The sequence below is a fragment of the Afifella marina DSM 2698 genome (assembly GCF_900102695.1).
Classification (GTDB): Bacteria; Pseudomonadota; Alphaproteobacteria; order Rhizobiales; family Afifellaceae; genus Afifella; species Afifella marina.
Genome location: NZ_FMVW01000003.1, coordinates 207944 through 224175 on the forward strand (window position 1 = coordinate 207944; position 16232 = coordinate 224175).

General features: G+C 62.9%; 8 protein-coding genes. All 8 read right to left on the minus strand.

Going from position 1 to position 16232, the window contains the following annotated elements:
* Positions 1–13: 13 nt before the first annotated feature.
* The 8 genes from BLP76_RS08930 to BLP76_RS08965 all read right to left on the minus strand — a co-directional run bounded on the left by BLP76_RS08930 (position 14) and on the right by BLP76_RS08965 (position 16117).
* On the minus strand, positions 14–1645 hold the full coding sequence (locus BLP76_RS08930) for an alpha-D-glucose phosphate-specific phosphoglucomutase (RefSeq protein ID WP_092811747.1): 1632 nt from the start codon (positions 1643–1645) through the stop codon (positions 14–16).
* Complete coding sequence (gene glgA / locus BLP76_RS08935; RefSeq protein ID WP_244514516.1) at positions 1642–3117, minus strand: glycogen synthase GlgA; 1476 nt, start codon at positions 3115–3117, stop codon at positions 1642–1644. The genes BLP76_RS08930 and glgA overlap by 4 nt, the downstream gene beginning before the upstream one ends.
* An 8-nt stretch (positions 3118–3125) precedes the next feature.
* Positions 3126–4406 carry a glucose-1-phosphate adenylyltransferase gene (glgC, locus tag BLP76_RS08940; RefSeq protein WP_092811751.1) on the minus strand — a complete coding sequence of 427 codons (1281 nt, stop codon included), beginning with the start codon at positions 4404–4406 and terminating at the stop codon, positions 3126–3128.
* A gap of 142 nt (positions 4407–4548) precedes the next feature.
* A complete protein-coding gene (gene malQ / locus BLP76_RS08945; RefSeq protein ID WP_092811753.1) occupies positions 4549–6381 on the minus strand; it encodes a 4-alpha-glucanotransferase in 1833 nt (610 codons plus the stop codon).
* Between the two features lie 57 nt (positions 6382–6438).
* Complete coding sequence (gene glgX, locus BLP76_RS08950; RefSeq protein WP_092811755.1) at positions 6439–8514, minus strand: glycogen debranching protein GlgX; 2076 nt, start codon at positions 8512–8514, stop codon at positions 6439–6441.
* 36 nt (positions 8515–8550) lie between these two features.
* Positions 8551–10770, minus strand: a complete 2220-nt coding sequence (glgB, locus tag BLP76_RS08955) for a 1,4-alpha-glucan branching protein GlgB (protein ID WP_092811757.1) — start codon at positions 10768–10770, stop codon at positions 8551–8553.
* Positions 10767–14042, minus strand: coding sequence for a maltose alpha-D-glucosyltransferase (gene treS, locus BLP76_RS08960; protein WP_200170509.1), 3276 nt, complete (start codon positions 14040–14042; stop codon positions 10767–10769). Before treS ends, glgB begins: the two co-directional genes overlap by 4 nt.
* A 68-nt stretch (positions 14043–14110) precedes the next feature.
* A complete protein-coding gene (locus BLP76_RS08965; protein ID WP_092811759.1) occupies positions 14111–16117 on the minus strand; it encodes an alpha-1,4-glucan--maltose-1-phosphate maltosyltransferase in 2007 nt (668 codons plus the stop codon).
* Between the last annotated feature and the right edge of the window lie 115 nt (positions 16118–16232).

The following is a 16232-nucleotide window of genomic DNA, read 5'->3' on the forward strand; positions in this document are numbered from 1 at the left end:
GACGCTCGGGCGCTCAGGTGATCACGTCCGGCTCGGTGCGGCCGGTGTGTTTTTCGATACCGGCCACCTCACCTGCCGCTGCGATGATCTCGGCGAGCGCCTGCTGCGGCTCCTGGGCGTGATCGCCGCCTGCCGGCTCGAAACGCTCCAGATATACGCGTAAGGTCGCGCCCTCCGTGCCGGTGCCCGACAGCCGGAAGACGGCGCGACCGCCGCCCTCGAAGAGGACGCGGATCCCCTGATGTTCGGCGAGAGAGCCGTCGATCGGGTCGTGATAGGCGAATTCGTCGGCGCCTTCGATGGTGAGCGAGCCGGCCTTCTCGCCCGGCAAAGACCCGAGACGCGCCGTCAGCTCCGACATCAGCGTTTCCGCCCGCTCCGTCTCGATCGCCTCGTAATCGTGGCGGGTGTAATAATTGCGCCCGAAGCGCGCCCAATGCTCGCGTACGATCTCAGGGATCGACTGGCGGCGGACGGCGAGGATGTTGAGCCACAAAAGCACGGCCCACAGGCCGTCCTTCTCGCGCACATGGTCGGAACCAGCGCCGGCGCTTTCCTCGCCGCACATGGTGATCTTGCCGGCATCGAGGAGATTGCCGAAGAATTTCCACCCGGTCGGCGTCTCGTAGAGCGAGATACCAAGCTCCTCTGCCACACGGTCGAGGGCACGGCTCGTCGGCATGGAGCGCGCCACGCCGGCAAGGCCGCGCTTGTAGCCCGGCGCGAGATGCGCATTGGCGGCAAGGATCGCGATGGAATCGGACGGCGAGACCGGCAGGCCGGGACCGAGCACGAGATTGCGGTCACCATCGCCATCGGACGCGGCACCCATGTCGGGCGCCTCCGGTGCCGCCATGAGATCGAAAAGTGCCTTGGCATGGACGGGGTTCGGATCGGGGTGCAACCCGCCGAAATCCGGCAGCGGCTCACCGTTTCGCACTGTGCCCACCGCAGCTCCGAGGCGGCCTTCCAGGATCGCCTTTGCGTAAGGGCCGGTCGCGGCATGCATCGCATCGTAGGCGAGACGGAAGCCGCCGGCGAAGAGCCCCGAGATCGCGTCGAAATCGAAGAGCTCTTCCATGAGCGCGGCATAATCGGTGACCGGATCGATGACTTCGATGACGAGGCCGTCATGCTCGACCGTCGCCACTTTCGAAAGGTCGATCTCATCGAGCTCGGCGATCTTGTACGAGGACAGCGTCTGCGTCGCCTTATAGATCGCGGAGGTGACGTTCTCGGGAGCCGGCCCGCCATTGGCGAGATTGTATTTGAGGCCGAAATCGCCGTGCTCGCCGCCCGGATTGTGGCTGGCGGAGAAGATGAAGCCGCCTGTCGCCTGACGCTTGCGGATGACGCAGGAGGCTGCGGGCGTCGACAGAAGCCCGTTCTGACCGATGATGAGGTGCTTTGCGCCTGCGGCGCCAAGCATGCGCACGAGCGTCTTGATCGCCTGACGGTTGCCGAAGCGGCCGTCACCGCCGATCACCATCGTGGCGCCTTCGACGCCCCCGATGCCTTCGATGATCGCAGCGATGTAGTTTTCCAGATAGCCGGGCTCCAGAAAGGCCGCCGTCTTCTTCCTGAGGCCGGAAGTGCCGGGCTTCTGTCCGGCGATCGGCTTTGTCGACACGGTCTCAATGTTCACCTTGTCTCTCCCATCTTCTTCTGGCGCGCTTCCTTGAGCATGCGCCGGTAGAGGTTTCTGTAAAGCCGGGCCGAGGCGGACCAGCCGAAATCGGTTTGCATCGCTGCACGCCGGGCAGCACGCCAGGCTTTTCGGTCGCCCCACAGATCAAAGGCGCGGTCGAGCGTGTGGCGCAACCTTTCGGGGGTCACAGGCGCAAACTGGAAGCCGGTCGCCGTTCCGGCCTGAACGGCCGCGGCATTGGCGTCGATGATCGTGTCGGCAAGCCCGCCAGTGCGCGAGACGAGAGGCAAGGTGCCATAGCGCAAACCGTAGAGCTGGGTCAGGCCGCAGGGCTCGTAGCGCGAGGGAATGACGATCGCATCCGCTCCCGCCTGCAGGAGATGCGACAGCGGTTCGTTGTAGCCGATGACGGTCGCCACCCGGCCTGGATTGTTGAATGCCGCCTCACGAAAGCCCGCTTCCAGATCCGCCTCACCGCTACCCAGAACGGCAAGCTGGCCACCGCGCCATAAGAGCTGCGGCAGGTTTTCCAGAAGGAGGTCCATTCCCTTTTGCTGAGTCAGGCGACTGACGACGCAAAAGAGCGGCGCCTCGGAATCCTTCTCGAGGCCGAGACGCTCCTGCAGCGCCTCCTTGTTGCGCGCCTTTGCTGCCGGTTTCTCGGCCGAATAGGGCGCCGCGATCAAAGGATCGTTCGCCGGGTCCCAGACGCCCGCATCGATGCCGTTCAAGATCCCGCACATATCGGCCTGGCGGTGGCGGATGAGGCCGTCAAGGCCCCAGCCGAATTCGGCGCTTTCGAGCTCGCGCGCATAGGTCGGGCTTACCGTCGACACCTTGCTCGACATGGCGATGCCCGCCTTCAGGAAGGAGATCTGGCCCCAAAATTCCGTCAGGTCGCGGTGGTAATAGCGCCCCGGTAGCCCGAGGCGCGTGATCTCCGCCGCCGGAAAGACGCCCTGGAAGGCGATGTTGTGAATGGTGAAGAGGGTCGGCAGATCGATCTCATCCGCAGAGAGATAGGCCGGCACGAGGCCGGCCTGCCAGTCATGAATGTGCAGAAGCTGCGGTCGCCATCGACCGACGCCCTGGGCGGCGATATCGGCGGCGACGCGCGACAACGCCGCAAAGCGCAGATGATTGTCCGGCCAGTCGTGCCCGTTCGGCCCGACATAGGGGTTGCCGACGCGGGCAAAAAAGGCGGGCACGTCGAGCGCCCAGACCTTGAGCCCTTCCTCCGTCGTCGCAGCAAGAAGGCGGCCGTCCTGGCCGAGAACTTTCCCGCCCGGCAAGGGAAGCGCTTCCGCTTCCGTGAGCCTTTCGCAAACTTCCGGGTAAGCCGGCAGCAGAACGCGAGCATCGACCCCGTCGCCGGCAAGCGCGAGCGGCAAGGCGCCGATGACATCGGCGAGGCCCCCGGTCTTGACCAGGGGATAGCATTCGGAGGCGACGAAAAGTACCTTGTTCACGGCAGCACTTACGATTGGGAATCGAGGCGATCGAGCATCCGCTGCGTGATCAGACATATGCCACTTTCCGTGCGGCGGAAGCGGCGTGCGTCTTCTTCCGGATCCTCGCCCACGACGAGACCGCGCGGGATGACGACACCACGATCGATGACCACGTTGGTGAGCCGGGCGTGCCGGTTGATCGTCGTATGCGGCAAAGCCACGGTGCGGCAGAGCTCGCTGTAGGAATGGGCGTGGACACCGGTGAACAAGAGCGACTTGTCGATGCGCGCGCCCGACAGGATGCAGCCGCCGGAAACCAGCGAGCTGACGGCCGAGCCGCGGCGGCCTTCCTCGTCGTGCACGAACTTGGCCGGCGGCGTGACCTCGCTGTAGGTCCAGATCGGCCAGTTATGATCGTAAAGGTCGAGGCCCGGCACGAAATCCGTGAGATCGATATTGGCTTCCCAGAAGGCATCGATGGTGCCGACATCGCGCCAATAGGGCTCCGGCTCCGCCCCCGACATCACGCAGGATTCGGCGAAACGATGCGCCACCGCACCGCCTTCCTTGACGATCCGGGGAATGATGTCACGGCCGAAATCGTGACTTGAGTCCGGATCGTCGGCGTCGCGCCGCAGATGCTCAAACAGCACCTTGGTATGGAAGACGTAGATGCCCATGGAGGCAAGCGCCATATCCGGGTTGTCGGGCATGGCCGGAGGATCGGACGGCTTTTCGACGAAATCGACTATGCGGTTGCTGGCATCGACATGCATGACGCCAAAACCCGTCGCTTCCATGCGCGGCACCGCAATGCAGCCGACGGTGACCTCCGCCCCGCTGTCGACATGCTGGGCCAGCATGATTTCATAATCCATCTTGTAGACGTGATCGCCCGCAAGAATGATGATCAGTTCCGGCCCATAGTCTTCGACGATATCGATGTTCTGCGTCACCGCGTCGGCGGTGCCGACATACCATTTGTCTTCCGCCACACGCTGGGAGGCGGGCAAGAGATCAAACGTCTCGTTGCGCTCGGGCCGGAAGAAATTCCAGCCCCGGTTGAGATGCCGGATAAGGCTGTGGGCCTTGTATTGCGTGGCAACCGCGATGCGCTTGATGCCCGAATTCAAGGCATTCGACAGCGCAAAATCAATGATTCGGCTCTTGCCCCCAAAATAGACAGCCGGCTTTGCTCTGTTGTCCGTCAGCTCCATCAGACGGCTGCCCCGGCCCCCAGCCAGGACAAAAGCCATCGTGCGCCGGGCCAAGCGGCCGCCCAGCGCATCCGGATCGATTCTGCTCATTGAAAATCTCCCCCGCCGAACCATCCCCCGCCGGCGCGCGGACTCACCATGGGCCGAACGCAAGCGAGGCTCAAGGGCGAGACCGCGTTCTGCGTGAACGTCTTAAGGCTGCACATCGGGTTCCCGCCAGGACATCACCGCATCACCGCTGCGGCCTTTCTTCGCGGAGAGCTTCGATCGTGCGCCGATAGAGTTCACTGGCACGCAATTCGTCGAGATCGACGCGAAGACGCCGGCGCCAATTCGGGTGTTCGTCCATCGTCCCCGGCACGTTCGGCTGATCCCGCGCGCCGGCGAGATCGTCGAGGGAGACGGCAAGAAGCCGCGACGGGCTTCGTGCGAGAAGCGTCGAAATGCGCAAGGCGGCCTCTCCTGCGGAGCCTTCCGCATCTTCGGCATCGATCTCGCCAAGCCCGTGCTCGGCCAGGAGACGTGCCACCGCCCGGCGGTCGCCCGCCCGCTGCTGCCTTTCGCCGTCGGCCTGATCAGGCCGCAGGAGATCAAGCGACAGGCGCACGTCGATGTCGTGGCCGGTCCACCAGCCAAGAAGGCTCGGCGTGTCGTGGGTGGTGACACAGGCAAGCGCTGCCGGCGGATATTCCTGCGGGCCCCGGAAACGGCTCTCGTCGCGCTCGAAAAGGAAAACCTTGTAGGCATGCAGCGCCGTGTCGCGCATCACTTCGCGGAAACCGTCCGGCACAACGCCCAGATCCTCGCCGATGACGAGACTTTCATAAGCCTGCGAAACTTCGGCGAGAACGGCGAGCATCGCCTTCAGCGGATAGCGCATATAGGCACCCTTCGCGGGGCCTAGTCCCTGCGGGATCCAGAACTGGCGGTAGAGGCCCATCGCATGGTCGATGCGGATCGCGCCGGCATGGCACATCATGCTGTCGAGCAGCGCACGGAAGGGTTCAAGGTCGTCTTCCAACAGCCCCGCAGGCGAGAGCGGCGCCAGCCCCCAATCCTGGCCGTTGGCGTTGAAATAGTCCGGCGGCGCACCGACCGTGATGCCGTTCACCGTCGTGCGGGTGTCGGTCCAGGTGGCCGAGCCGTCGGGGGCGACGCCGACGGCAAGATCGAGATAGAGCCCGATCCGCATTCCTGCGCGCCGAGCCCGCCGCTGGGCCTCGGCAAGCTGCGCATCGGCGGTGAATTGCAGCCACATCTGAAAGAGAACGGCATCGCTGTTTTCTTCCGCATAGCCACGCGACGCCGCACTTTCGGGGCTGTGAAACTCTTCGCTCCAGATATGCCAGCCGCCAGGCATCGGTGACGCGAGCCCGCCGAGCGACAAGGCCTCGAACAAGGCATGGTCGTAGAGCGCCTGACCTCCACGCTCGCGAAAACGCGCGAAATCCTGATCGACCAGGATCCGCTCACGCTCGCGGTTGAAGATCCGCCACAACGCTGAGAGCTTGTGGCGCGTCACGCCCGGATAATCGACGAGCGTCGCCGCACGCGCCTCGTCGAGCCAGCTTTGCGGCGGCCGGTCCTCCTGCGTAAAGCCGGCCACGTCGTCGACTGCGATATAAAGCGGGTTCAAAAAACGCCGGCTTGAGGGATAAAACGGGCTCACCCGCTCCGGCAGAGCCAGGAAAAGGGCGTGCAGCGGATTGACGCCCAAAAAGTCGGCGCCATCGGCCGCGAGCATTTCCGCAAGCCGTGCCAGATCCTCAAAATCGCCCATGCCCCAGTTGCGCGACGTGCGCAGCCCATAAAGCTGGCAGGCGACGCCCCAGCAGCGGCCTTCGTCGAGAAAACCGGGCACGAAACAGCGTTTCTCAGGCGCTTCCAGGCCCCCGAGAGCCGGCCGCAGGCTCGGCCTTTCCCCGGTCTCCGAGACGTCGATACCAAGAGCGTTCAGGATCGCCTCCTTGGTGTCGTCGCCCGCGAAGACTTCTTCGCCTGACAATGCCCAATAGCGCGTCTCGATCCCGAGGGCGTCGGCCAGCCTGTCGAGAGTGTCACTCATTCCTTCGCCCTTTCGCCGAGGTCAGCCCCGGTCTCTTTGGTCAATTTTCACGGAGGATCATCCCTCGAGAAGGATCATCGAGCGCGCCGTCATCGTCAGCTCCGACTCAGGTGCAAATTCCGCGCCGCCGACTTCGCCATGAACGGTCTCAAGTCGCCTCTGCCACATCTCCACGCCCTTGGCGGTCGGCAACCGGAAGCTCAAATCGTTTGGCGCTGCGTTTATGAGGATCAACACGCAGCTGGTGCCTTCGTCGCACAGCATCAGGCCGATGCATTTGCGCAAACCGTCCTGCCAATCCTCCGCGGCCATGAAGCCTCCCTCTGGCTTCAGCCATTGAACGTTCGGGATGTCGCGACCGGGAACCTCCTCGCCGTGCAGGAAGCGGGTCTGGCGCAGAAGCGGATGGGCCTTGCGGAAGGCGATCGCGGCCGCGGTGAAGTCCCGCAAGGCAAGATCGCGTTCGGGCAGGTCGGCCCATTTCATCCAGCTCGTTTCATTGTCCTGGCAATAGGCGTTGTTGTTGCCGTTCTGCGTGCGCCCCTGCTCGTCGCCCATGACGATCATCGGGGTGCCCTGGGACAAAAGAAGCGTCAGAAGGAAGTTGCGCCGTTGCTGATCGCGCAGCTGCAGGATGGCCGGATCGTCCGTCGGACCTTCGACGCCGCAATTCCAGCTGCGATTGTCGTCGTGCCCGTCGCGGCTGTCCTCGCCGTTCTCCTCGTTGTGCTTGTCGTTGTAGGAGACGAGGTCGTTCAACGTGAAACCGTCATGCGCGGTGATGAGGTTGATGCTCGCCCACGGCTTGCGGCCACGATGTTCGAAGAGGTCGGCAAAGCCGAGAAGACTGCGTGCGAGATCGGGCAGCATGCCGTCGTCGCCCTTCCAGAAGGACCGCACGACATCGCGGTAGGCGCCGTTCCATTCCGTCCAGCCGGGAGGAAAATTGCCGAGCTGGTAGCCCCCCGGCCCGATATCCCAGGGCTCGGCGATCAGCTTGGTGCGCGACAGGACCGGATCCTGGCGGATGGCATCGAAGAAGGCCGCATCATTGTGGAAGGTGTCGCGGTCGCGCCCGAGCGCGGTCGCGAGATCGAAACGGAAGCCGTCGACATGGCATTCCTCGACCCAATAGCGCAGCGAATCCGTGACCATCTGCAGAACGCGCGGATGGCGCAGATTGAGCGTGTTGCCGGTCCCGGTCGTGTCGAAATAGTACCGCGGATCGTCGCCCAGAATGTAATAGCTGGCGTTGTCGATGCCGCGGAACGACAAGGTCGGGCCGAGACGGTTGCCTTCGGCGGTGTGGTTGTAGACCACATCGAGGATCACCTCGATATTCGCCTCGTGCAGCTTGCGCACCATGGTCTTGAATTCATGGATGCTGGCGCCTGGCGAGATGAAGCGGGGCGCCGGGGCGAAGAAGGCCGCAGTGTTATAGCCCCAATAGTTCGACAGGCCTTTGCGCACCAGGAATTCGTCATCGAAGAAGGCCTGAACCGGCATGAGCTCGATGGCGGTGACGCCGAGCTTGACCAGATGGTCGATGACATCCGGATCAGTGAGAGCGCCGAACGTGCCGCGCACCGGTCCCGGGATTTCCGGATGCAGCGCCGTCAAGCCGCCGACATGCGCCTCATAGATGATCGTATCCGACCAAGGCGTCTTCGGCGCCACGTCGGGACCCCAGGTCACGGCCGGGTCGATGACCACGCATTTGGGCATCGAACGCGCCGAATCGCGCCGGTCGAAGGAGAGGTCCTCCCGCGAAGACGACACGCGATAGCCGAAACAGGCCTCGTGCCACCGCAATTCGCCATAGAGCGCCTTGGCATAAGGATCGATCAGAAGCTTGTGCGGATTGAAGCGGTGGCCGGCCTTGGGCTCGTAGGGACCGTAGACGCGATAGCCGTAAAGCTGACCCGGACGCAGGTCCGGAAAATAGCCGTGCCAGACCTCATGCGTGTGTTCGGGCAGCGGGATACGTTCGAGCTCGCGTCGCCCTTGCCGGTCAAACAGGCACAGCTCGACCTTTTCGGCATGCGCCGAAAAGAGGGCAAAATTGACGCCAGAGCCGTCCCAGGTCGCCCCCAATGGATGGGGCGTACCGGGCCTCACGCGAAGCCGCGACATGCATTGATCCTTCTAAAAAGAAAGTCGAAATAGGTTTCAGGGCTGGTATCTCAAGACGATCACGCCGAGCGGCGGCAGGGTGAGAGCGGCCGATGCCGGCTGGCCGTGCCACCCGACATCCTCGGCGCGCACTTCGCCGTCATTGCCGACATTGGAGCCGCCATAGACGCCTGCATCGGTGTTGAGGCATTCCTCCCAACGTCCCTGGAAGGGCAGGCCGACGCGGTAGCCATGCCGCACGACCGGCGTGAAATTGCAGATCACGGCAACGACATCCTCGCCACGCTCGCCGCGACGCAGATAGGAAAAGACGCTCTGATCGGCATCGGAGGCGTCGATCCACTGGAACCCGGCCGGCTCGCAATCGCGCTGATGGAGTGCGGGCAGATCTCGATAGAGATGGTTGAGGTCGCGCACCAGCCGCTGCATCCCGGCATGGCCCTCGCCGCCGAGGAGATGCCAGTCGAGCGACTGATCGTGGTTCCATTCCCGGTCCTGGGCGAATTCGCAGCCCATGAAAATCAGCTTCTTGCCGGGATGCGTCCACATGAAGCCGAAATAGGCTCTGAGGTTGGCGAAGCGCTGCCATTCATCGCCCGGCATTTTGCCGAGGAGCGAGCCCTTCCCGTGCACCACCTCATCATGGCTGATCGGCAGAACGAAGTTCTCCGAGAACGCATAGAGCAGGCCGAACGTCATCTGATGATGATGATAACGGCGATGCACCGGGTCGTTGTGGATATAGGCGAGCGTGTCGTGCATCCAGCCCATGTTCCACTTGTAGCCGAAGCCGAGACCGCCCGTTTCCACGGGCCGCGAGACGCCCGGCCAGGCCGTCGATTCCTCGGCAAAGGTGGTCGCACCCTCAAAGTCGCCGAAGACATTGGTGTTGGTGTCGCGCAGGAAGGAAATGGCCTCCAGGTTTTCGCGACCGCCATGGACGTTGGGCACCCAGTCGCCCGGCTCGCGGCTATAGTCGAGGTAAAGCATAGAGGCCACGGCATCGACGCGCAGCCCGTCGATATGGAACTCGTCCATCCAGTAAAGGGCGTTCGCCTCCAGGAAGTTGCGCACCTCCCGCCGGCCGAAATTGTAGATGAGCGTGTTCCAGTCGCGGTGGAAGCCCTGGCGCGGATCGGCATGTTCATAAAGTGCGGTGCCGTCAAAACGCGCAAGACCGTGCTCGTCCGTCGGGAAATGCGCCGGCACCCAGTCGATGATCAGGCCGATGTCTTCGGCGTGGCAACGCTCCACGAACCGGGCGAACGCCTCCGGCGAGCCAAAGCGCGAGGTCGGCGCATAGAGCCCGATCGGCTGATAGCCCCAGGAGCCAGAGAAAGGATGCTCGGAAATCGGCAAGAGCTCGATATGCGTGAAGCCCATATCCTTCACATAGGGGATGAGCTGATCGGCAAGCTCATCGTAATCGAGATAGGAATTGCCGTCGCCACGGCGCCACGAGCCGAGATGCACTTCGTAAATCGAGATCGGCTGGGCGCGATCGTTGCGCGCGCGCCGGGTCTGCATCCATTGCTCGTCGTGCCATTGGCGATCGGGAAGACCTGTGACACGCGACGCGGTCGAGGGGGGCACTTCCTGAGAGAAGGCGAAGGGATCGGATTTCAGCGGCAGGAGCCGCCCTTCGGGCGAGAGGATTTCGTACTTATAGTATTCGCCCGGCCCGATACCCGGCAGGAAGATTTCCCAGACGCCGCTTTCGACGCGCTTGCGCATGACGTGGCGGCGCCCGTCCCATTCGTTGAAGCTGCCGACGACGGACACACGCTGCGCATTCGGAGCCCATACCGCAAAGGTCGTGCCCTGAACGCCGTCGATCGTGGCCGGATGCGCGCCCATCTTCTCGTAGAGGCGGCGATGGTTCCCCTCCGAAAAGAGGTGCAGATCAAGCTCACCGAGGATCGGCGGAAACCGGTAGGGATCGTCGACGGTCCAGGATTGATCGCCGGCATAGAAGCGGATGCGGTAGGCGAGACCCGGATCCTGCCCTTCGAGCAGCGCCGCAAAGAAGCCCGCCTCGAGGCGCTCCATTTGAGCCAGAACCTCGTCACCCCCCATGCTGAGGATTTCGGCTCGCTCAGCGCCGGGATGAAACGTGCGGATGCTCAGGCCGGCAGCGGCCCGGTGCGGGCCGAGAAGGGAAAACGGGTCGCCATGGCGCCCTTCGATCAGCGCAGCAATCGCAGAGCGGTCGATCTCCGGAAAGGAGATCAGGATCTCTTTGCGCCAGGTGTTCATAGCTTTGCCTCAGTGGTGATCAGGTTAAGAACGCCGCGCAGCGGAATGTCGATCCAATCGGGGCGATTTGCCGCCTCATAGAGGATCTCGTAAAAGCCCTTCTGCAGAAGGAAGAGCCGCAAGAGGCGCTCTGCCGCCGCCTCGTCGTCCGGGAGTGTCGATACGCCTTCCATCCGGGCGAAGTAGCTCGCACGGAAATCGGCGACGGCCTTGTCGCGCCATTGCTGGGCCCGTTCACGGATCGCCTCGGGCACCTCCATATGCCGTGCCAGGAACTGGCGTTCGGCCGCGGCCGCGGCATAGTCGAAGGAGCGCAGCATGCCGGCGACGTCCCGCAGGGGCGAGGACTTCGCGCGCCGTTCCGCGAGCGAGCGTTGCGGCTCGCCCTCGAAGTCGATGATGACGATATCAGCCTGGGAAACGAGGACCTGGCCAAGATGATAATCGCCGTGGATGCGCGACTTGCCACCCGACGGGGGACTTGAGGCCAGGTCTTCCAGCTCGGCCTGAAGCGCCCCGCGCCGTTCGGCAAGGTCGGCCGCCATCTCGCGCGTTTCGGCAGGCAGCGTCGCCGCCATCGCCTCAAGCCGCTCGATCGCCTCATCGGCGAGGCTTGCGACATCGACAGCCATCGCGCCCACATCTTCCTGCTCCAAGGATTCCACCTTGAAGGCCGGCAGATCGGTTTCGGCCGCGAGCGCCACATGCATTTCGGCCGTGCGCAGGCCCATAGTCATGGGCAGGTCGAGCGGATGCCCGAAAGGAATCGGGGCTGCCGCCGGGGCGGTCTCCGCGGCGGCCACCGCATTGAGCGCCGTCGCCTCCAGATCGCGGTCGAGCGCATCGACGAGAACGGCCCAGCCGTCACCCTGATTGCGCACAAAGGAGAAGACCGCGGCAAGCGCCGTCGGCTCGCCTTCGTTCGGACGGTATTCGACCGTGCCAAGGAGTTGCGGCGTGTTGTCGAAACCTGCGACATCGGTGAGGAAGCGCGCCACTTCGACTTCGGGCTGATCGCCCTCGCGCAGCCGGCGATAGACTTTGAGGAGCGCGCGATCGCCGATGATGACGGACACGTTCGACTGCTCGACGCCGAGCGGACGGACATCGGTTTCCTCCGCCGCTTCTGCAAGATCGGCCTGACCGGCAAAGACGAGTTCGCCGTCCTTGGCGGCGACCGGCTCACCGGCCGCCATCGCCCTCAACAGAGCTCTCGCGAAATCCTCGTCGAAAGCCGCATCGACAAGCGCGCCTACGCGCGGTCCGCGTCTGATCTTGGCCAGCGTGTAGGAGAGTTTCGGCGCGCCGAAATGGAGGTTCTCTTCGCCCCACAAAGCGGAGAGCGGCAGGAAGTAACGCTGCGTCTCCTCGTTGCGGAGCGTCACATCGACGGTCGCAATAGCGGTGCGCCCCTCCGCCACGCTCGTCAGAGGCGACAGTGAAACCCCGTCGATGGTGCCGCCCTTGCCGGCGAACCAGCGCTGGCGCTGCAGGAATTCAGGCAGCGCCTGGGATTCGAGCTGGCGGCCGTCGCGGCCGGAGAGCGCAGCGTCGAGATCGGCGCGCGTGGTGACGGTAATGAATTCGGGCATAACGTCGGGTGCGGGCGTGTGCCATTGCGGCACGTCCGTCTCCTCGGTGAGAAGGAACCAGAAGAAACCGTAGCCGGGCAGCGTCAGCATGTAGGGCAATTCACCGATCGCCGGGAAAGCCGAATGGCCGGAAAGCTCTACCGGAACCCGGTGACGGAAACGCGACAGGTCGAGCTCGACGGCCTGGGCGGAACGGGAAAGATTGGCGACGCAGAGAATGTCTTCGTCTTCGTAACTGCGGATATAGGCGAGGATCTTCCGGTTCCCCGGATAGAGAAAGGTCATCTCGCCGCGGCCGAAGACCTTGTGCTGCTTGCGCACGGTCACCATGCGCCGCATCCAGTTCAGGAGCGATGACGGATCGGATTGCTGCGCCTCGACATTGATCGCTTCATAGCCGTGGATCGGGTCCTGCACCGGCGGCAGATAGAGCTGCTGCGGATTGGCACGCGAGAAGCCGCCATTGCGGTCGCCCGACCATTGCATGGGAGTGCGCACGCCGTCGCGGTCGCCCAGGAAGTAATTGTCGCCCATGCCGATCTCGTCGCCGTAATAGAGCACCGGCGTGCCCGGCATCGACAACAGGAGCGCATTCATCAACTCGATCTTGCGGCGATCGTTTTGCATGAGCGGCGCCAGACGGCGGCGGATGCCGAGATTGATGCGCGCCTTCTGATCGGACGCATAGGTGCGCCACAGATAGTCGCGCTCCGTATCCGTCACCATTTCGAGCGTCAGCTCGTCGTGGTTGCGCAAAAAGATCGCCCATTGGCAGGGATCCGGAATTTCCGGCGTCTGACGGATGATATCGGTGATCGGATGGCGGTCCTCCTGCGCCAGCGCCATGTACATGCGCGGCATCAAGGGGAAGTGGAATGCCATGTGGCATTCGTCGCCCTCGCCGAAATAGGGACGCGTATCCTCGGGCCATTGATTGGCTTCGGCGAGCAGCATCCGATCGGAATAATTCTCGTCGAGGTCGCTGCGGATCTGCTTCAGGACGACATGCGTCTCCGGCAGGTTCTCGTTGTTGGTGCCGTCGCGCTCCACGAGATAAGGAATCGCGTCGAGCCGGAGCCCATCGACCCCCATATCGAGCCAGAAGCGCATCACCGAGAGCACTTCCTTCATCACCCGCGGATTGTCGAAATTGAGATCCGGCTGGTGGGAATAGAAGCGATGCCAGAAGAATCCTTCCGCGACGGGATCCCACGTCCAGTTGGAGGTCTCCGTGTCGAGGAAGATGATGCGCGTGCCCTGGTATTTCTGATCGGTATCGCTCCAGACGTAATAATTGCGCGCAGCCGATCCGGGCTTCGCATTGCGCGCCTTCTGGAACCAGGGATGCTGGTCGGAGGTGTGGTTGATGACGAGCTCGGTGATCACCCGGATGCCGCGCTGATGGGCTTCCGACACGAAGCGACGGAAATCGCGCATCGTGCCGTAAGACGGATTGATGGCGCGGTAGTCCGCGATGTCGTAGCCATCGTCACGCAAGGGCGAAGGATAGAACGGCAGAAGCCAGATCGCGGTGACGCCCAGGCTCTCGATGTAATCGAGCCGGTCGAGAAGACCACCAAAGTCGCCAACGCCGTCCCCGTTCGAATCGAGAAACGCTTTGACGTGCAGCTGATAGACGATCGCGTCCTTGTACCATTCGGTGTCGGAGCGATCGATCACTCCGTCGATGCGATGATGGGGGCGCTCGGAACGATTGGATTTTTGCATGTTTTCTGTCGGGCCTGCGTTCACGTGAGCCGCTCTTGAGGCGAAATCAGGCGCCAGGCCGCATAGGTGCGCTCGGACGGGTTGAGCCAGACGTGTTGCATCTTGCCCTGCCAGGTGAAGCGCCTGTCGAGGACCAGATCCTCGGCCATGATCGGCGCATCGTCAGACAGCCCGAATTCCCAAAGCGGCACCTCGAAATGCGCGCCCTGCGCGTTCAAGGGATCGAGATTGACGGCAAACAGCAGGAAGCTCGACAGATCGTCGGTATATTTGCCGTAATAGAGAATGTTGTCGTTGTAGGCGTTATAGAACGACAGATTGGTGAATTGCTGCAACGCCGGATGAGCCCTGCGCCAGGCATTGAGGCGGCGCACGTCATCCTTGATATGGCCGGGCCTGTCCCAATCCCAGGCGCGGATCTCATACTTTTCGGAATCCAGATACTCTTCCTTGCCAGGCATCGCGGCGGCCTCGCAAAGCTCATAGCCTGAGTAGATGCCGTAATTGGTGGCAAGCGTCGCCGCCAGGAAGAGACGCACCTGGAAGCCGGCGCGTCCGCTGTTCTGAAGATAGAACGGATTGATGTCCGGCGTATTGGTGAAGAAGTTCGGCCGCATGTAATGGCGGCATTCCTCGGTGGTGAGCTCCGTCAGATATTCTGTAAGCTCGACCTTGTTGTTGCGCCAGGTGAAATAAGAATAGGACTGGGTGAAACCCACCTTGGCGAGGCGCTTCATCATCTTTGGTCGCGTGAAAGCTTCCGCCAGGAAGATCGTGTCAGGATGGCGGCGGCGCACCTCCGCGATCATCCACTCCCAGAACGGCAGGGGCTTGGTGTGCGGATTGTCGACACGGAAGATTTTGACACCGTGCTCGACCCAGAACAGCACCGTGTCACGAAGCTCGTGCCAGAGCCCCGGGATGGCATCGCGGTAGAAATGGACGTTGACGATGTCCTCGTATTTCTTCGGCGGGTTTTCGGCAAACCTGATGGTGCCGTCGGGACGCCAATCAAACCATTCCGGGTGTTCCTTGATCCAGGGATGGTCGGGCGAACACTGGATGGCGAAATCGAGCGCGATCTCCAGCCCGTGCTCCGCCGCCGCCTTCACCAGACGGTGGAAATCCTCAAACGTGCCGAGCTCGGGATGGATGGCCTTGTGACCGCCTTCCTCCGAGCCGATGGCATAGGGACTGCCGGGATCGTCGGGGCGCGCCGTCAGCGAATTGTTGCGCCCCTTGCGGTTGGTCTTGCCGATCGGATGGATCGGCGGAAAATAAAGCACGTCGAAGCCGAGATCGCGCACGTAAGGGAGCTGCGCGATGACATCGTCGAAGGTGCCGTGGCGGGCAGGATCCCCCGACTGCGAGCGCGGCATCAGCTCGTACCAGCTTGAGAATGCGGCACGCTTGCGATCGACGAAGAGATCGAGGAGCCGCAGGTAATAAGAGAGATTGCTCCGCGGTCCGCCGGCCGTCATCAGACCGAGAAGATCTTCGCCCATGAGCACGGAAAACTGCTGGGCCGGATCGGCAAGGCGGGCGATATCTTCGGTGACGCGCTGCAGCCTTGCCCGCCTTTCGGGATCGAGCCGGTCGCTTTCCGACAGCGCCTTCTTCAGAATATGCAGCCCCTCCTTGAGTTCGGAGGCCACATCCTGACCGGCATTTTTCTTTTTCGCGACATCGGAACGCCAGCTTCGAAAGAGATCGCGCCAGGCAATCACGGTATATTCGTAGGTCGTGTTCTCGACGGGCACGAAGGCTGCGCGCCAGCGGTCATTTTCGTAGAGGCGCATCGGCGTTTCAGACCACGCCTTATCACCCTTTCGGCGCGTCAGAAGCGCCGCGTCGATGAGGTCGTGGCCATCGGAAAAGATATCTGCCTCCACAACCACGACTTCCCCGACCGCGGCCTTGGCGGGAAAGCGGCCGCCGTCGATCTCGGGCGTCACCGCCTCGATGGCGATGCGGTTGTCGGCGAGGGCGTGCAGCAGGCGATCGGCGGGTTTGAGAGCCTGTTCCATGATCCTGTCGGCTTGGACGTTTCCAATAGGGCGCCGCCGGCGGGAGGCCGCCGGCGATACAATTCGAGCTAGGTCAGGCCGGAGCGAGGTCCAGCCTGTTGTGTAGGCTAACGAG